Source organism: Pseudomonas sp. NY15356, assembly GCF_048068175.1.
In the GTDB taxonomy this organism is placed as follows: domain Bacteria; phylum Pseudomonadota; class Gammaproteobacteria; order Pseudomonadales; family Pseudomonadaceae; genus Aquipseudomonas; species Aquipseudomonas putida_K.
In genome coordinates this window covers 112,182-129,262 of the sequence record NZ_JBLUPW010000008.1, presented here as the reverse complement: position 1 = coordinate 129,262, position 17,081 = coordinate 112,182, and the positions used below count along the sequence as shown (strand labels likewise).

General features: G+C 62.8%; 15 protein-coding genes. 14 read left to right on the top strand and 1 reads right to left on the bottom strand.

The features are described from left to right. Window positions 1-136: 136 nt before the first annotated feature. Window positions 137-1,696, top strand: coding sequence for a sigma-54-dependent transcriptional regulator (locus tag ACNFCI_RS09050; RefSeq protein WP_084858298.1), 1,560 nt, complete (start codon window positions 137-139; stop codon window positions 1,694-1,696). A 47-nt stretch (window positions 1,697-1,743) separates the two neighbouring features. Here the strand turns inward: ACNFCI_RS09050 and ACNFCI_RS09045 are convergent, their stop codons facing one another. Further along, window positions 1,744-2,001: a DUF2790 domain-containing protein gene (locus tag ACNFCI_RS09045; protein WP_224456443.1), complete on the bottom strand. Its 258-nt coding sequence runs from the start codon at window positions 1,999-2,001 to the stop codon at window positions 1,744-1,746. A gap of 418 nt (window positions 2,002-2,419) precedes the next feature. Between ACNFCI_RS09045 and acs the strand changes: the two genes are divergently transcribed. From acs to astE, 13 genes are all read left to right on the top strand, one after another. Then, window positions 2,420-4,381 carry an acetate--CoA ligase gene (gene acs / locus ACNFCI_RS09040; protein ID WP_084858296.1) on the top strand — a complete coding sequence of 654 codons (1,962 nt, stop codon included), beginning with the start codon at window positions 2,420-2,422 and terminating at the stop codon, window positions 4,379-4,381. Between the two features lie 587 nt (window positions 4,382-4,968). After that, a complete protein-coding gene (locus ACNFCI_RS09035; RefSeq protein ID WP_084858295.1) occupies window positions 4,969-5,754 on the top strand; it encodes an ABC transporter substrate-binding protein in 786 nt (261 codons plus the stop codon). Between the two features lie 89 nt (window positions 5,755-5,843). Next, window positions 5,844-6,533, top strand: a complete 690-nt coding sequence (locus ACNFCI_RS09030) for an ABC transporter permease (RefSeq protein WP_084858294.1) — start codon at window positions 5,844-5,846, stop codon at window positions 6,531-6,533. Beyond that, window positions 6,530-7,228, top strand: a complete 699-nt coding sequence (locus ACNFCI_RS09025; RefSeq protein ID WP_084858293.1) for an ABC transporter permease — start codon at window positions 6,530-6,532, stop codon at window positions 7,226-7,228. Before ACNFCI_RS09030 ends, ACNFCI_RS09025 begins: the two co-directional genes overlap by 4 nt. A 22-nt stretch (window positions 7,229-7,250) precedes the next feature. Beyond that, on the top strand, window positions 7,251-8,015 hold the full coding sequence (locus ACNFCI_RS09020) for an ABC transporter ATP-binding protein (protein WP_084858292.1): 765 nt from the start codon (window positions 7,251-7,253) through the stop codon (window positions 8,013-8,015). Between the two features lie 100 nt (window positions 8,016-8,115). Further along, on the top strand, window positions 8,116-9,096 hold the full coding sequence (gene argR, locus ACNFCI_RS09015) for a transcriptional regulator ArgR (protein WP_224456440.1): 981 nt from the start codon (window positions 8,116-8,118) through the stop codon (window positions 9,094-9,096). A 338-nt stretch (window positions 9,097-9,434) separates the two neighbouring features. Beyond that, a complete protein-coding gene (locus ACNFCI_RS09010) occupies window positions 9,435-10,655 on the top strand; it encodes an aspartate aminotransferase family protein (protein ID WP_084858290.1) in 1,221 nt (406 codons plus the stop codon). A gap of 140 nt (window positions 10,656-10,795) precedes the next feature. Further along, window positions 10,796-11,815: an arginine/ornithine succinyltransferase subunit alpha gene (gene aruF, locus ACNFCI_RS09005; RefSeq protein ID WP_084858289.1), complete on the top strand. Its 1,020-nt coding sequence runs from the start codon at window positions 10,796-10,798 to the stop codon at window positions 11,813-11,815. Window positions 11,816-11,875: 60 nt separating this feature from the next. Beyond that, window positions 11,876-12,901, top strand: coding sequence for an arginine N-succinyltransferase (gene astA / locus ACNFCI_RS09000; RefSeq protein ID WP_084858288.1), 1,026 nt, complete (start codon window positions 11,876-11,878; stop codon window positions 12,899-12,901). Then, window positions 12,902-14,365 carry a succinylglutamate-semialdehyde dehydrogenase gene (astD, locus tag ACNFCI_RS08995; RefSeq protein ID WP_084858287.1) on the top strand — a complete coding sequence of 488 codons (1,464 nt, stop codon included), beginning with the start codon at window positions 12,902-12,904 and terminating at the stop codon, window positions 14,363-14,365. It begins immediately after the preceding gene. Window positions 14,366-14,388: 23 nt separating this feature from the next. Further along, window positions 14,389-15,738, top strand: coding sequence for an N-succinylarginine dihydrolase (gene astB, locus ACNFCI_RS08990; RefSeq protein ID WP_084858286.1), 1,350 nt, complete (start codon window positions 14,389-14,391; stop codon window positions 15,736-15,738). A gap of 14 nt (window positions 15,739-15,752) precedes the next feature. Then, on the top strand, window positions 15,753-16,040 hold the full coding sequence (locus ACNFCI_RS08985) for a topoisomerase II (protein ID WP_084858285.1): 288 nt from the start codon (window positions 15,753-15,755) through the stop codon (window positions 16,038-16,040). 11 nt (window positions 16,041-16,051) lie between these two features. Further along, window positions 16,052-17,062, top strand: coding sequence for a succinylglutamate desuccinylase (gene astE, locus ACNFCI_RS08980; RefSeq protein WP_084858284.1), 1,011 nt, complete (start codon window positions 16,052-16,054; stop codon window positions 17,060-17,062). The last annotated feature ends 19 nt before the right edge of the window (window positions 17,063-17,081 follow it).

The window sequence follows — 17,081 nt, the reverse complement described above, 5'->3', positions numbered from 1 at the left end:
AACGATAATTTTACAAAAAGCCTGATATCCCGGAAAATCACGCACATCCAGCTGGCGACTATGCTGTTTTTGTCAGCTTATCTTTACGACTTTTCCATCGGCCGCTGAAAAAATCCGCGCGCCTCGGGGCTTTTCCATGCGTATCAAAGTGCATTGCCAGAACCGCATCGGCATCCTGCGGGACATCCTCAATCTGTTGGTGGAATACGGCATCAACGTCTTGCGCGGGGAGGTCGGCGGCGACCATGGCAATGCCATCTACCTGCACTGCCCGAACCTGATCAACCTGCAGTTCCAGGCGTTGCGGCCCAAGTTCGAGTCGATCGCCGGTGTGTTCGGGGTCAAGCGGGTCGGCCTGATGCCCAGCGAACGGCGGCACATGGAGCTCAATGCGTTGCTCGGTGCCCTGGATTTCCCGGTGCTGTCGATCGACATGGGTGGCAGTATCGTCGCCGCCAACCGCAGTGCCGCTCAATTGCTGGGGGTGCGGGTCGATGAGGTGCCGGGCATCCCGCTTGACCGCTACGTCGAGGATTTCGACCTGCCAGAACTGGTGCGGGCCAACAAGTCGCGCATCAACGGCCTGCGGATCAAGGTCAAGGGCGACGTCTTCCTGGCCGATATCGCGCCGCTGCAGTCCGAGCACGATGACAGCGAAGCGTTGGCCGGGGCCGTGCTGACCCTGCACCGGGCCGATCGCATCGGTGAGCGCATCTATAACGTGCGCAAGCAGGAGTTGCGTGGCTTCGACAGCATCTTCCAAAGCTCGCGAGTGATGGCAGCGGTCGTGCGCGAGGCCAGGCGCATGGCGCCGCTGGATGCCCCCCTGCTGATCGAAGGTGAAACCGGCACCGGCAAGGAGCTGCTCGCTCGTGCCTGCCACCTGGCAAGCCCCCGCGGCCAGGCGCCGCTGATGGCGCTCAACTGCGCCGGCCTGCCGGAGTCGATGGCCGAGACCGAACTGTTCGGCTATGGTCCGGGCGCCTTCGAAGGTGCCCGCGCCGAGGGCAAGCTGGGGCTGCTGGAACTGACCGCAGGCGGGACCTTGTTCCTCGATGGTGTGGGGGAAATGAGCCCGCGCCTGCAGGTCAAGTTGCTGCGCTTCCTGCAGGATGGTTGCTTCCGGCGGGTGGGCAGCGATGAAGAGGTCTACCTGGACGTGCGGGTCATTTGCGCCACCCAGGTCGACCTTTCCGAGTTGTGTGCCCGCGGTGAGTTCCGCCAGGACCTCTACCACCGCCTCAATGTGCTGTCATTGCACATCCCGCCCCTGCGCGAATGCATGGATGGCCTGGAAGGGTTGGTGCAGCACTTTCTCGACCAGGCCAGCCGGCAGATTGGCTGCCCGCTGCCGCGCCTGGCGCCGGCGGCGATGGAAAAGCTCAGCCAGTACCATTGGCCGGGCAATGTGCGCCAACTGGAGAACGTACTGTTCCAGGCCGTGTCGTTGTGCGAGGGCGGGGTGGTGAAAGGGGAGCATATCCGTTTGCCGGATTATGGTGCGCGACAACCCTTGGGTGAGTTTTCGCTGGAGGGGGATCTTGCGCAAATAGTCGGGCGTTTTGAAAAGGCCGTATTGGAATCCTTGATGCCGGAATATACCAGCAGTCGTGCACTGGGCAAACGACTGGGCGTTTCCCATACGACGATTGCCAATAAGTTGCGAGAGTATGCGCTCAATAAAACAGTGGAATAATTAAAGGGTATTTAAATGGGGCTGCAGCGCAGCCCCATCGAGCATCGTCAGCCGTTGGAACAACCGTTCCCCATCACACGGTATTCGAGAATGTGTTTCTGGCCCTGCGAGTCCTCATAGGTCATGCGGGCTGGCACCACTTCGCAGACGTTGGGCACCTCGCTCATGGAGAGTACCCGGGCGATGTCCAGGTGCTGCGAATAACTGTACTGTTCAACCGGAATCTGCTCGGCATCCTTTGCAACGTCGTCGGCCATCGCCGCGCTGCAAAAACCGCCAAGTACCAATACCAGTAACGCTTTCATTTTCAATTTACCTGTCTAAGGTCGTGAGGGGGCACGCGGCGCTTGTGGCGCCGCGAGTACATCAGAGTTTTCAACTATCACATTGAGAGAGGGATCAACTTTTGCCTTCGTGGGGGCTGTTTCAGAAGTTAATCGCCTTGCCGTTGTGGCGTGATGAATTCTAGGGCGGGGCCGGGGAGGGAAACAGATGGCGTTTTGATAAAGTTTTTTCGCCTTTTGACAGAATCGGTAACAATCCCTTTGGTTGCGAGTTCGAATTTACACGTGGCTGCCCTGTGAGCCTTGGGCTAGAGCCATTGTGTAAGAATTTTCAGGAAAACCCACGCTTTGCTACTACCAACGTCGAATGGCTTTTCACGCTCTGGTACAGTTACAAACGTTTCCATACAAAAACAACTATTACACCGAGGTAAAACAGATGAGTGCGGCTCCACTGTATCCCGTTCGTCCCGAGGTAGCAGCCAATACGCTGACCGACGAGGCCACCTACAAGGCCATGTACCAGCAGTCGGTGATCAACCCGGACGGCTTCTGGCGCGAGCAGGCCCAGCGCCTGGACTGGATCAAGCCCTTCACCAAGGTCAAGCAGACCTCCTTCGACGATCATCATGTCGACATCAAGTGGTTCGCTGATGGCACTCTGAACGTTTCCTATAACTGCCTGGACCGTCACCTGGCAGAGCGTGGCGACCAGGTCGCCATCATCTGGGAAGGCGACGATCCTTCCGAAAGCCGTAACATCACCTACCGCGAGCTCCACGAGCAGGTCTGCAAGTTCGCCAACGCCCTGCGTGGCCAGGACGTGCACCGTGGCGATGTGGTGACCATCTACATGCCGATGATCCCGGAAGCCGTGGTGGCCATGCTGGCCTGCGCGCGCATCGGTGCAATCCACTCGGTGGTGTTCGGTGGTTTCTCGCCCGAAGCCCTGGCCGGGCGCATCATCGATTGCCGCTCCAAGGTGGTGATCACCGCCGACGAGGGCGTGCGCGGTGGCCGTCGTACCCCGCTCAAGGCCAATGTCGACCTGGCCCTGACCAACCCTGAAACTAGCAGCGTGCAGAAGATCATCGTGTGCAAGCGCACCGGTGGCGACATCGCCTGGCACCAGCATCGCGACATCTGGTACGAAGACCTGATGAAAGTGGCCTCCAGCCACTGCGCGCCGAAGGAAATGGGCGCCGAGGAGCCGCTGTTCATCCTTTATACCTCCGGCTCCACCGGCAAGCCCAAGGGCGTGCTGCATACCACCGGTGGCTACCTGGTCTATGCCGCGCTGACCCATGAGCGCGTGTTCGACTATCGCCCTGGCGAAGTCTACTGGTGCACCGCGGACGTGGGCTGGGTCACCGGCCACAGCTACATCGTCTACGGCCCGCTGGCCAATGGCGCCACCACGCTGCTGTTCGAGGGCGTGCCGAACTACCCGGACATCACCCGCGTGTCGAAGATCATCGACAAGCACCAGGTCAATATCCTCTACACCGCGCCTACCGCCATCCGCGCCATGATGGCCGAAGGGCAGGCCGCAGTCGCAGGTGCCGACGGCTCCAGCCTGCGTCTGCTGGGTTCGGTGGGCGAGCCGATCAACCCTGAGGCCTGGAACTGGTACTACCAGACCGTGGGCAAGGAGCGCTGCCCGATCGTCGATACCTGGTGGCAGACCGAGACCGGCGGCATCCTGATCAGCCCGCTGCCGGGCGCCACAGGGCTCAAGCCAGGCTCGGCGACCCGCCCGTTCTTCGGCGTGGTGCCAGCGCTGGTGGACAACTTGGGCAACCTGATCGAGGGTGCGGCCGAAGGCAACCTGGTGATCCTGGACTCCTGGCCGGGCCAGTCGCGCTCGCTGTACGGCGACCATGATCGTTTCGTCGACACCTACTTCAAGACCTTCCGTGGCATGTACTTCACCGGTGACGGTGCCCGTCGCGACGAGGATGGCTACTACTGGATCACTGGCCGTGTCGACGATGTGCTCAACGTGTCTGGCCACCGCATGGGCACCGCCGAGATCGAAAGTGCCATGGTGGCCCATGCCAAGGTCGCCGAGGCGGCAGTGGTGGGCGTGCCGCACGACATCAAGGGGCAGGGCATCTATGTCTATGTCACCCTCAATGCCGGCGTGGAGCCGAGCGAGGCGCTGCGCCTGGAACTGAAGAACTGGGTGCGCAAGGAGATCGGCCCGATCGCTTCGCCGGATGTCATCCAATGGGCGCCGGGGCTGCCGAAGACCCGTTCGGGCAAGATCATGCGGCGTATCCTGCGCAAGATCGCTACCGGCGAATACGATGCGCTGGGCGATATCTCGACGCTGGCCGACCCGGGTGTGGTGCAGCACCTGATCGATACCCACAAGGCGATGAGCCTGGCTTCGGCCTAAGTCGAGGCCTGCTGGGCGCCTTGATCGCGGCACAGGCCCGCTTCCACATTCGTATCCTGTGGGAGCGGGCTCGTCCCGCGATTGGGCCCGCAAGGCCATCCAAGTTCTTCCTCGAACCCCGCCGGGCAACCGCCGGGGTTTTTGCTGTACTTGCGTTCTGTTACCTCGACTTACATCGGTAACCTTTCCTGTCACCCATTTCGCACAGAAGCGGGGCGAGCCGAAACATCATGTGTTATTTCAGTGCGCACCTGTAGAGAATTTTTGCGCTCCGGCACGCTGGACTTGCCGGAATACAAGGCTTTGCCAATAATAGGCCCACTTATTGCTTCGCTTATAGGTTATTTTTCTTTTGCTCTTGCATATTCTGCTGGAGCTGTCAATATCGCCCGCCGCGGTTTCAGGCGCTTCTGTAAGTAGTTGTCGCTTTGAAGAAATATCGGCCACCGGGCTGTCGTTAAAATGCCACTCACTCGCTCGTGGTCTGCGACCTTGGTCGATACCCCCGCGGCTCGCGTTGTACCCATTCGCATGTCGGGCAGCCGTTACAACTGCCTTGTATTGCCCTGTACCGATGGAGTTACCTGATGAAGAAGCTCGCACTGCTTGGCGCCCTGGCGCTGTCCGTGTTTTCCCTGGTATCGCAGGCCGATGAAAAACCGTTGAAAATCGGTATCGAGGCCGCCTACCCACCCTTCGCCTTCAAGCAACCCGACGGCAGCATCGCCGGCTTCGACTACGACATCGGCAACGCCCTGTGCGAAGAGATGAAAGCCAAGTGCACCTGGGTCGAGCAGGAATTCGACGGCCTGATCCCGGCGCTGAAGGTGCGCAAGATCGACGCCATCCTGTCGTCCATGTCGATCACTGACGACCGCAAGAAGTCGGTCGATTTCACCAAGCGCTACTACCTGACCCCGGCACGCCTGGTCATGAAGGAAGGCACCACCGTCAGCGAAGGCCTGGCCGAGCTCCAGGGCAAGAAGATCGGCGTGCAGCGCGGTTCGATCCACGACCGCTTCGCCAAGGAGGTCCTGGCACCGAAGGGCGCCACCGTCGTGCCTTATGGCACCCAGAACGAAATCTACCTGGACGTCGCTGCCGGTCGTCTGGATGGCACCGTGGCCGATGCCACCCTGCTCGAGGACGGCTTCCTCAAGACCGACGCTGGCAAGGGCTTTGCCTTCGTGGGCCCATCGTTCACCGACGTGAAGTACTTCGGTGATGGCGTCGGCATCGCCGTGCGCAAGGGCGACAACGCCAATCGCGAGCGTATCAATGCCGCGATCGATGCGATTCGTGCCAGCGGCAAGTACAAGCAGATCCAAGACAAGTACTTCAACTTCGACATCTACGGGCCTGAAGCTCAGTAAGACGTCGGGTTTCACCTGTGCAATGGTGCAAACAGCAGAGGCTCTGAGGTTTGCACCATTTTTCATTCCAAGTCCCGAGGAATCCCATCATGTTGAAAGGCTACGGGGCAGTCATCCTCGATGGGGCGTGGCTGACGCTGCAGCTCGCCCTGTCGTCGATGGCCCTGGCCATCGTGCTCGGCCTGATCGGCGTGGCGCTGCGCTTGTCGCCCGTGCGCTGGCTGGCCTGGCTGGGCGATATGTATGCCACGGTGATCCGTGGCATCCCTGACCTGGTGCTGATCCTGCTGATCTTCTATGGCGGCCAGGATGTGATCAACCGTATCGCGCCACTGGTAGGTTATGAAGACTACATCGACCTGAACCCGTTCGTGGCGGGTGTCGGCACCCTGGGCTTCATTTTCGGTGCATACCTGTCGGAAACCTTCCGCGGCGCCTTCCTGGGTATTCCCAAGGGGCAGGCCGAGGCGGGGGTGGCCTATGGCATGAGCAGCCGCCAGGTGTTCTTCCGCATCATGGTGCCGCAGATGATTCGCCTGGCGATCCCTGGTTTCACCAACAACTGGTTGGTGTTGACCAAGGCCACGGCACTGATCTCGGTGGTCGGGCTGCAGGACATGATGTTCAAGGCCAAGCAGGCGGCCGACGCCACCCGCGAACCCTTCACCTTCTTCCTGGCGGTGGCGGCCTTGTACCTGGTGCTCACCAGCATCTCGCTGGTGGCCCTGAAGTACCTCGAACGACGCTACTCGGTGGGCGTAAAGGCGGCTGAACTATGATCTTCGACTACAACGTCATCTGGGAGGCCATGCCGCTGTACCTGGGCGGCCTGCTGACCACCCTGAAGCTGCTGGCGCTGTCGCTGTTCTTCGGCCTGTTGGCGGCCATCCCGCTGGGCCTGATGCGCGTGTCCAAGCAGCCCTTGGTGAACCTGCTCGCATGGCTTTACACCTACGTCATCCGTGGCACGCCGATGCTGGTGCAGCTGTTCCTGATCTACTACGGCCTGGCCCAGTTCGAAGCTGTGCGTGAAAGTGTGCTCTGGCCTTGGCTGTCCAGTGCGACCTTCTGCGCTTGCCTTGCGTTCGCGGTGAACACCAGCGCCTACACCGCCGAGATCATTGCCGGCAGCCTGCGGGCCACGCCCCATGGCGAGATCGAGGCGGCCAAGGCGATGGGCATGTCACGCATGAAGATGTACCGGCGCATCCTGTTGCCCTCGGCCCTGCGCCGAGCGCTGCCGCAGTACAGCAACGAAGTGATCATGATGCTGCAGACCACCAGCCTTGCATCGATCGTCACCCTGATCGACATCACGGGCGCGGCGCGTACCGTCAATGCCCAGTACTACCTGCCTTTCGAGGCCTATATCACGGCGGGCGCGTTCTACCTGTGCCTAACCTTCATCCTCGTGCGCCTGTTCAAGATGGCCGAACGCCGCTGGCTCAGCTACCTGGCGCCGCGCAAGCACTGAACGCTCTGTGAGAACCGACAGCATGTACAAACTCCAAGTCCAAGACCTGCACAAGCGCTACGGCAGCCATGAGGTGCTCAAGGGCGTCTCGCTCGAGGCCAAGGCGGGCGATGTGATCAGCATCATCGGCTCCAGTGGTTCGGGCAAGTCGACCTTCCTGCGCTGCATCAACCTGCTCGAGCAGCCCCATGCCGGCAAGATCCTGCTCAACAACGAAGAGCTCAAGCTGGTGGCCGGCAAGGACGGTGCGCTGAAGGCCGCCGACCCCAAGCAACTGCAACGCATGCGTTCGCGCCTGTCGATGGTGTTCCAGCACTTCAACCTGTGGTCGCATATGACCGCGCTGGAGAACGTGATCGAAGCGCCGGTACATGTGCTGGGCGTGAACAGGAAGGAAGCGTTGGAAAAGGCCGAGCATTACCTGAACAAGGTCGGCGTGGCCCACCGCAAGGATGCCTTCCCCGGGCATATGTCCGGTGGTGAGCAACAGCGCGTGGCGATTGCCCGTGCCTTGGCCATGGAGCCTGAGGTGATGCTGTTCGACGAGCCGACCTCGGCCCTCGACCCGGAGCTGGTCGGCGATGTGCTCAAGGTCATGCAGTCGCTGGCCCAGGAAGGTCGTACCATGGTCGTGGTGACCCACGAAATGGGCTTTGCCCGTGAGGTGTCGAACCAGCTGGTGTTCCTGCACAAGGGCCTGGTGGAGGAGCGGGGCTGCCCGCGCGAAGTGCTGGTCAACCCGCAATCGGAGCGGCTCAAGCAGTTTCTCTCCGGCAGCCTGAAGTAAAGGCTGCACCTTTGCACCAGAATAGGGCATGCTGCGCAGCGAAGCGCAGCCTGACCCGGCGCCACAGACTCGAACGAACCCAGGTTTCGGACCACGCCCTATGACCACCCAGCGAATCGGATTTCTCATCTGGCCGAGCACCCGGCCGCTGACCCTGGCGTTGGCCGAGGAAGTGTTGCGGGTGGCCCAGCGGGTTCACCCGGATGTGGTCTACGAACTGGCCTTCCTTCAAGCCGATGCCAGCCCGGACGGTGACTGGCGCTTGCCTGGCGAGCCGTGGAATGGCCGCCTGGAAGGCTGTCACAAGTTGTTTCTGCTGGCGGACGAGCCGCCATCGGCCATGGGGTCGGCATTGTCCGCTGCGCTGAAGCAACTGGCGCGCAGTGGCTGCATGATCGGCGGGTTGTCCGCTGGGGTGTACCCGCTGGCGGCGCTGGGCTTGCTGGATGGCTATCGGGCGGCGGTGCACTGGCGTTGGCAGGACGACTTCGCCGAACGTTTTCCCAAGGTCATCGCCACCAGCCACCTGTTCGACTGGGATCGTGATCGCCTGACCGCCTGTGGCGGCATGGCCGTGACCGATCTGCTGCTGGCGGTGCTGGCCCGTGACCACGGGGCGGAGCTGGCGGGGGCGGTGTCCGAGGAGTTGGTGGTCGAGCGTATCCGCGAAGGCGGCGAGCGCCAGCGTATTCCGCTGCAGAATCGTCTGGGCTCCAGCCATCCGAAGCTGACCCAAGCAGTGCTGTTGATGGAGGCGAACATTGAAGAGCCGCTGACCACCGACGAGATCGCCCAGCATGTCTGCGTGTCCCGTCGCCAGTTGGAGCGAATCTTCAAGCAGTACCTCAACCGGGTGCCGAGCCAGTACTACCTGGAGCTGCGCTTGAACAAGGCGCGGCAGATGCTGATGCAGACCAGCAAGTCGATCATCCAGATCGGATTGTCGTGCGGCTTCTCCTCAGGGCCACATTTCTCCAGTGCCTACCGCAATTTCTTTGGCGCAACGCCACGGGAAGACCGCAACCAGCGACGCAGCAGCAGCCCGTTCGAGTTGAGCTCGGCGCCGGCGGAGAAAGGCTGAAGGGAGGGTGGGCCTGGGGTGTATGCCTTGGGTTTGGCGCCTGGGCGAAGATCGCGCGCCGCCCGCGCGGCGCGATCTTCGCCATCCCGCAACAGCAACGCCCTCCATCCTACACCCACTACCTTTAATTCCCCGTGAACACCCGTTCACCCATCCCCCTCTCTCCCGTACACTGCGCGATTGCGACAGTGTTTGTCGCATTGCCGAAAACCTCTGTAAAACAAGGTTTAGCGCTGTAACAAGTTGTCGCCTGGCAGCAAGGACAGGCGCCGATCAGTCCTTACAATCCCCTCATCGCTCGCCACTTCCAGGCCAGCGTTCCTCTTCAGGAGACTCAGATGTCCGTTGAGCAAGCCCCGGTGCAACGTGCCGATTTCGACCAGGTCATGGTTCCCAATTATTCTCCGGCGGCCTTCATTCCTGTGCGAGGCGAGGGCTCCCGCGTCTGGGACCAGTCCGGCCGTGAGCTGATCGACTTCGCCGGAGGTATCGCGGTCAACGCCCTGGGCCATTGCCACCCTGCGCTGGTCAAAGCCCTGACCGAACAGGCCAATACCCTCTGGCACGTATCCAACGTCTTCACCAACGAGCCGGCCCTGCGCCTGGCACACAAGCTGGTGGACGCGACCTTCGCCGAGCGGGCCTTCTTCTGCAACTCCGGCGCCGAGGCCAACGAGGCCGCCTTCAAGCTGGCCCGTCGCGTTGCCCATGACCGCTTCGGCCCCGAGAAGCACGAGATCATCGCCACCGTGAACAGTTTCCACGGTCGCACCCTGTTCACCGTCAGCGTCGGTGGTCAGCCCAAGTATTCCGACGGCTTCGGTCCGAAGATCACCGGCATCAGCCACGTGCCGTACAACGACCTGGAAGCACTCAAGGCACAGATCTCCGACAAGACTTGCGCCGTGGTGATCGAGCCGATCCAGGGCGAGAGCGGTGTGGTGCCGGCCGACAAAGCCTACCTGGAAGGCGCCCGCAAACTGTGCGACGAGCACAACGCCCTGCTGATCTTCGATGAAGTGCAGACTGGCGTGGGCCGTACCGGTTCGCTGTACGCCTACCAGCATTACGGCGTCACCCCGGACATCCTGACCAGCGCCAAGAGCCTGGGCGGCGGCTTCCCGATCGGCGCCATGCTGACCACCACCGACCTTGCCAAGCACCTGGCCGTTGGTACCCACGGCACCACCTATGGTGGCAACCCGCTGGCCTGTGCCGTGGCGTGCGCCGTGCTGGATGTGGTCAACACCCCGGAAACCCTCGCGGGCATCAAGGCCAAGCACGAGCGCTTCAAGGCGCGTCTGGAGAAGATTGGCCAGCAGTCCGGCCTGTTCACCCAGGTGCGTGGCGTCGGCCTGCTGATCGGTTGCGTACTCGCCGACGCCTGGAAGGGCAAGGCCAAGGACATCCTCAATGCCGCCGAGAAGGAGGGCGTGATGGTCCTGCAAGCCGGCCCGGACGTGGTGCGTTTCGCCCCGAGCCTGGTGGTCGAGGATGCCGACATCGACGAAGGCCTGGCGCGCTTCGAGCGTGCCGCGGCCAAGCTGACCCAGGGCTGACAGCGCTGCGGTCCCTTCGCCGGCCCTGACCCTGGCCAGGGCCGGCGATACCTGAATTCCAGAGCGGGCGCGCGTTGAAAACCGCGCCCGTCGTTTTTCCGTGCCGACCTGTCGGCCTGTTTTCCCAAAGGAGTGACACCATGCTGGTGATGCGCCCCGCGCAAATGGCGGACCTGAACGAAGTGCAGCGTATGGCTGCCGACAGCCCCATTGGTGTCACCTCGTTGCCGGACGACGCCGGTCGCCTGGGCGACAAGATCGCTGCCTCGGAAACCTCCTTCGCCGCCGAAGTGAGCTTCAACGGCGAGGAGAGCTATTTCTTCGTGCTCGAAGACAGCGAGACCGGCAAGCTCGCCGGCTGCTCGGCGATCGTCGCCTCGGCAGGCTACTCCGAGCCGTTCTACAGTTTTCGCAACGAGACCTTCGTGCACGCCTCGCGCGAGTTGAAGATCCACAACAAGATCCATGTGTTGTCGTTGTGTCACGACCTGACCGGCAACAGCCTGCTGACCAGCTTCTATGTCTTGCCGGAGCTGGTGAACAGTAGCTGGGCCGAACTCAACTCCCGTGGCCGCCTGCTGTTCATGGCCTCGCACCCTGAGCGTTTCGCCGATTCGGTGGTCACCGAGATCGTCGGCTACAGCGACGACCAGGGCGAGTCGCCGTTCTGGGACGCCATCGGCCGCAACTTCTTCGATCTCAACTATGCCGACGCCGAGCGCTTGTGCGGCCTGAAGAGCCGTACCTTCCTCGCCGAGCTGATGCCTCATTACCCGATCTATGTGCCGCTGTTGCCGGACGAAGCCCAGGAAGCCATGGGCCAGGTCCACCCGCGGGCGCAGATCACGTTCGACATCCTCATGCGCGAAGGCTTCGAGACCGAGCACTACATCGACATCTTCGATGGTGGCCCGACCCTGCATGCACGCACCTCGGGCATTCGCTCGATCGCCCAGAGCCGGGTGGTGCCGGTCAAGCTCGATGACAGCCCGATCAAGGGCGGGCGCGCCTACCTGGTGTGCAACGGCCAATTGCAGGACTACCGCGCGGTGTTGCTGGAGCTGGATTGGGTGCCGGGCAAGCCGGTCAGCCTGACCCGTGAAGCTGCCGATGCCCTGGGCGTCGGTGAAGGTGGCAGCGTCCGCCTGGTCGCCGTCTGAACCCCAGGGTCGGTATCGAGAGATTCGCGGCAGGCAAAGACCGCCGCACAAGGAGATAGCATGATCGTTCGTCCCGTACGCAGCAGCGACCTACCCGCGCTGATCGAATTGGCACGCAGCACCGGCACCGGCCTGACCACCTTGCCGGCCAACGAAGACCGCCTCGGGCACCGTGTCGGCTGGGCCGAGAAAAGCTTCCGTGGCGAAGCCGAGCGCGCCGATACCGACTACCTGTTCGTATTGGAAAACGACGAGGGGCTGGTGGTCGGCATCTGTGCCATTGCCGGCGCCGTCGGCCTGCGCGAGCCCTGGTACAACTACCGGGTCGGTCTGACTGTCAGCGCTTCCCAGGAGCTGAAGATCTACCGCGAGATCCCCACCCTGTTCCTGGCCAACGACCTGACCGGCAACTCTGAACTGTGCTCGCTGTTCCTGCGCAGCGACTACCGTACCGGCCTCAACGGCCGCCTGCTGTCCAAGGCACGTATGCTGTTCATCGCCGAGTTCCCGGAGCTGTTCGGCAACAAAATCATCGCTGAGATGCGCGGCATGTCCGACGAGCATGGCCGCTCGCCGTTCTGGGAGAGCCTGGGCCGGCATTTCTTCAAGATGGAGTTCAGCCAGGCCGACTACCTGACCGGCGTGGGCAACAAGTCGTTCATTGCCGAGCTGATGCCCAAGTTCCCGCTGTATACCTGCTTCCTGTCAGAGGCCGCGCGCAACGTCATCGGCCGCGTGCACACCGATACCGAGCCTGCTCTGGCCATGCTCAAGCGCGAAGGTTTCAGCTACCAGGGCTACGTCGACATCTTCGACGCGGGCCCGGCCATCGAGTGCGAAACTTCGAAGATCCGCGCTGTGCGTGAAAGCCAGACCCTGGTGTTGGCCGTCGGTACACCGGGCGACGACGCCACCCCTTATCTCATTCATAACCGCAAGCGCGAGGACTGCCGCATCACCGCAGCGCCTGCGCGCCTGGCAGCCGGCACCCTGGTGGTCGATCCTCAGACCGCCAAGCGCCTGCGCCTGGGCGCCGGCGACAATGTGCGCGCCGTGCCGCTGTCCGCCAGCCGGGAGGCCCAGTAAATGACGACCCATTACATCGCCGGCCAGTGGCAGGCCGGGCAGGGCCAGGCCCTGCAATCGCTCAACCCCGTCACCCAGGCTGTGGTCTGGGAGGGGCAGGGCGCCGACGAGGCCCAGGTAGAGGCTGCCGTGCAGGCGGCGCGCCAGGCCTTCCCAGCCTGGGCGCAACTGAGCCTGGATGCACGCATCAGCGTGCTGGAAGCCTTCGCCGAGCAGCTCAAGGCCAATGCAGATGCACTGGCCCAATGCATCGGTGAGGAAACCGGCAAGCCCTTGTGGGAATCGGCCACCGAAGTCACCAGCATGGTCAACAAGGTCGCCATTTCGGTGCAGAGCTACCGCGAGCGCACCGGCGAAAAGAGCGGGCCGTTGGCCGACGCCACTGCTGTGCTGCGGCACAAGCCCCATGGTGTGGTGGCGGTGTTCGGCCCCTACAATTTCCCGGGCCACCTGCCCAACGGGCATATCGTCCCGGCGCTGTTGGCGGGCAATTGTGTGGTATTCAAGCCCAGCGAGCTGACCCCAAAGGTGGCCGAACTGACCGTCAAGTGTTGGATCGAGGCCGGCCTGCCGGCCGGTGTGCTGAACCTGGTCCAGGGTGGCCGCGAAACGGGGGTGGCCCTGGCTGCCAACCCGGGCATCGATGGCCTGTTCTTCACCGGGTCCAGCCGTACCGGCAACCTGCTGCACCAGCAGTTCGCCGGGCGCCCGGACAAGATCCTGGCCCTGGAGATGGGCGGCAACAACCCACTGGTGGTGGACGAAGTCCAGGACGTGGATGCGGCGGTCTACACCATCATCCAATCGGCATTCATTTCCGCAGGCCAGCGCTGCACTTGCGCCCGCCGTCTGCTGGTGCCGCAAGGCGCCTGGGGCGACGCGCTGGTCCAGCGCCTGGTCGAGGTCAGCCGCAGTATCAGTGTCGGCGCGTTCGACCAGCAACCGGCGCCCTTCATGGGGTCGGTGATTTCCCTGCAGGCCGCTCGCGCGCTCATGGCCGCCCAGGCTGAGCTGTTGGGCAAGGGCGCCGTGGCACTGCTGGAGATGACCCAGCCCCAGGCCGATGCCGCCTTGCTGACCCCTGGCATCCTCGATGTGACCGCCGTGGGCGAGCGCCCGGACGAAGAATTCTTCGGTCCGCTGCTGCAGGTGATCCGCTACGCCGACTTCGATGCGGCCATCGACGAGGCCAACAACACCCAATACGGCCTGGCCGCCGGGCTGCTGTCGGATTCGCGTGCGCGCTACCAGTACTTCTGGCTGCGCAGCCGCGCGGGCATCGTCAACTGGAACAAGCAACTGACCGGTGCTGCCAGCAGCGCACCGTTTGGCGGCGTGGGCGCCAGTGGCAACCATCGCGCCAGTGCTTACTACGCGGCCGACTACTGCGCCTACCCGGTGGCCTCGTTGGAAACCGCCAGCCTCACCCTGCCGGCGACCCTGACGCCGGGCGTCACCCTATAACAACAGGTCTCGGAGCCTTGCCGATGAAATCCTACGAAGTGAATTTTGATGGCCTGGTGGGGCCGACCCACAACTACGGTGGCCTGTCCTACGGCAACGTAGCTTCGCAAAGCAACAGCCAGCAGCAGTCCAACCCGCGTGAGGCGGCGCGCCAGGGCCTGGCGAAAATGAAAGCCCTGGCCGACATGGGCTTCAAACAGGGCGTGCTGGCGCCGCAGGAGCGCCCGGATGTGGCCGCGCTGCGTCGTCTGGGCTTCACCGGCAGCGATGCTGAGGTGATCCGCCGCGCCGCCAAGGACGCCATGCCGCTGCTGGTGGCCAGCTGTTCGGCCTCGAGCATGTGGGTGGCCAATGCTGCCACGGTCAGCCCGAGCGCCGATACTGCCGATGGCCGGGTGCATTTCACCGCCGCCAACCTCAACTGCAAATACCACCGCAGCATCGAGCACCCGACCACCAGCCGTGTGCTGGGCGCCATGTTCGCCAACGAACAGCATTTCGCCCACCATGAAGCCCTGCCGGCCGTGGCCCAGTTCGGTGACGAAGGCGCCGCCAACCACACGCGCTTCTGCCGCGCCTACGGCGAGCCTGGGGTGGAATTCTTCGTCTATGGCCGCAGCGCCTTCGACAGCCGTTACCCTGCACCGCAGAAGTATCCGGCACGCCAGACCCTCGAAGCCTCCCAGGCCGTGGCGCGCCTGCATGGGCTCACCGACGACGGTGTGGTCTACGCTCAACAGAACCCGGCGGTGATCGACCAGGGTGTGTTCCACAACGACGTGATCTCGGTGGGCAACGGCGAAGTGCTGTTCTACCACGAAGATGCTTTCCTCGAGACCGACGCGGTGCTTGGCCAGTTGCAGGCTAAACTGGCCAGCAAGGGCGGCAACTTCCAGGCGATCCGTGTGCCTCGCGCGGCGGTGACGGTGGAAGACGCGGTGCGCTCCTACCTGTTCAACAGCCAGCTGCTCAGCCGCGACGACGGCTCCATGCTGTTGGTGGTGCCGGAGGAGTGCCGCAACAACGAGCGCGTCTGGTCTTACCTGGGGCAGTTGACCAGCCAGGGCGGCCCGGTCAAGGAGGTCAAGGTGTTCGACCTCAAGCAGAGCATGCAGAACGGTGGCGGCCCGGCCTGCCTGCGTTTGCGCGTGGCCTTGAAGGACAATGAACTGGCGGCGGTCAACCAAGGCGTTATCATGACCGCCTCGCTGTACGACACCTTGGTCCAGTGGGTCGACAAGCACTACCGCGATCGCCTGGGCGAGGCGGACCTGGCCGACCCGCAGCTGCTGAACGAATGCCGTACGGCCCTGGATGAGCTGACCCAGATCCTGAAGCTGGGCTCGGTCTATCCGTTCCAACGCCAACCTTGAAGAGAGAACTTGTAATGTCCGATGCCCTGCGGCTGATCCTTGAAGACAACGACGGCACCCAGCTGGAAACCTCCTGCACCCGCTTTGCGGTGGTCTGGCAAGGCAAGGAGGTATGGATCCAGCAGGACGGCCGCGGCCAGCTGCTGATTGGCGTCGACGTCGAGGACGGCGATACCGAGTACGCCAACCTGTTGCTGCGCCCCATGGCCACCAACCTGGTCAGCCTGCAGCTGGAAATGGAACCAGCCGACATCGGCGACGACGACCACGTGCATGGCCCGGACTGCGGTCACGATCACTAAGGAAACGCCCTATGCTCGCCCTCGGAAAACTGCTTGACCTGACCCTGGCCGACCATGAGCCGGCCGAGAAGACGCAAGTGACCGTCGGGGGTGTGCGTTTGCGCTGGCTGGGCGAGGGCGCCCTCGAGGTGCGCCCGCCCGAGGGCAAGGACACGGGGCTGGACCTGCTGCTCTCGGCAGGTATCCACGGCAACGAGACCGCGCCCATCGAGTTGCTCGACGAGCTGTTGCATGGCGTGGCCCGGGGCGAGATCAAGCCGCGGGCGCGGGTCCTGTTCCTGTTCGGCAACCCTGAGGCCATCCGCAAGGGGGAACGTTTCGTCGAGCAGGACATCAACCGTCTGTTCAATGGGCGGCATGAATTGTCCAGCGGTGCCGAAGCCTTGCGCGCAGCGGAGCTGGAACAATTCGCCCGGGTATTCTTCAGCCTGCCCGGGCGCACCCGCCTGCACTACGACCTGCATACGGCGATCCGTGGTTCGAAGATCGAACAGTTCGCCCTGTATCCCTATAAAGAAGGGCGCCAGCATTCCCGGCGCGAACTGGCGCGCTTGCGCGCTGCAGGCATGGAGGCGGTGCTGTTGCAGAGCAAGTCGTCGATCACCTTCAGTGCCTTCACCTACGAGCAGCTGGAAGCCGAGGCCTTCACTCTGGAGCTGGGCAAGGCGCGGCCGTTCGGACAGAACCAGCAGGTCAACCTCGACCGCCTGCAGGCGCGTCTGGTGCAGATCATCGAAGGTACCGAGCCAGAGGGGGACGACAACCTCGATGGCCTGCAATTGTTCAGCGTCGCCCGGGAAATCATCAAGCACAGCGACAGTTTCCACCTGCACCTGCCAACGGATATCGAGAACTTCTCCGAGCTGAGCAAGGGCTACCTGCTGGCCGAAGACCTGGCCGAGATGCGTTGGATCGTCGAAGAGGAGGGGGCGCGTATCATCTTTCCCAACCCCAAGGTCAGGAACGGGCTACGGGCCGGGATCCTGGTCGTGCCAGACTCGGGGCAGCGGCTGGGCGCATGATTCGAGCCCTGCGCAAGGC

Bases quoted from the DNA above. Each gene is read 5' to 3' on its own strand.
- ACNFCI_RS09050 (WP_084858298.1), top strand. From the start codon at position 137: ATGCGTATCAAAGTGCATTGCCAGAACCGCATCGGCATCCTGCGGGAC.
- ACNFCI_RS09045 (WP_224456443.1), bottom strand. From the start codon at position 2,001: ATGAAAGCGTTACTGGTATTGGTACTTGGCGGTTTTTGCAGCGCGGCG.
- acs (WP_084858296.1), top strand. From the start codon at position 2,420: ATGAGTGCGGCTCCACTGTATCCCGTTCGTCCCGAGGTAGCAGCCAAT.
- ACNFCI_RS09035 (WP_084858295.1), top strand. From the start codon at position 4,969: ATGAAGAAGCTCGCACTGCTTGGCGCCCTGGCGCTGTCCGTGTTTTCC.
- ACNFCI_RS09030 (WP_084858294.1), top strand. From the start codon at position 5,844: ATGTTGAAAGGCTACGGGGCAGTCATCCTCGATGGGGCGTGGCTGACG.
- ACNFCI_RS09025 (WP_084858293.1), top strand. From the start codon at position 6,530: ATGATCTTCGACTACAACGTCATCTGGGAGGCCATGCCGCTGTACCTG.
- ACNFCI_RS09020 (WP_084858292.1), top strand. From the start codon at position 7,251: ATGTACAAACTCCAAGTCCAAGACCTGCACAAGCGCTACGGCAGCCAT.
- argR (WP_224456440.1), top strand. From the start codon at position 8,116: ATGACCACCCAGCGAATCGGATTTCTCATCTGGCCGAGCACCCGGCCG.
- ACNFCI_RS09010 (WP_084858290.1), top strand. From the start codon at position 9,435: ATGTCCGTTGAGCAAGCCCCGGTGCAACGTGCCGATTTCGACCAGGTC.
- aruF (WP_084858289.1), top strand. From the start codon at position 10,796: ATGCTGGTGATGCGCCCCGCGCAAATGGCGGACCTGAACGAAGTGCAG.
- astA (WP_084858288.1), top strand. From the start codon at position 11,876: ATGATCGTTCGTCCCGTACGCAGCAGCGACCTACCCGCGCTGATCGAA.
- astD (WP_084858287.1), top strand. From the start codon at position 12,902: ATGACGACCCATTACATCGCCGGCCAGTGGCAGGCCGGGCAGGGCCAG.
- astB (WP_084858286.1), top strand. From the start codon at position 14,389: ATGAAATCCTACGAAGTGAATTTTGATGGCCTGGTGGGGCCGACCCAC.
- ACNFCI_RS08985 (WP_084858285.1), top strand. From the start codon at position 15,753: ATGTCCGATGCCCTGCGGCTGATCCTTGAAGACAACGACGGCACCCAG.
- astE (WP_084858284.1), top strand. From the start codon at position 16,052: ATGCTCGCCCTCGGAAAACTGCTTGACCTGACCCTGGCCGACCATGAG.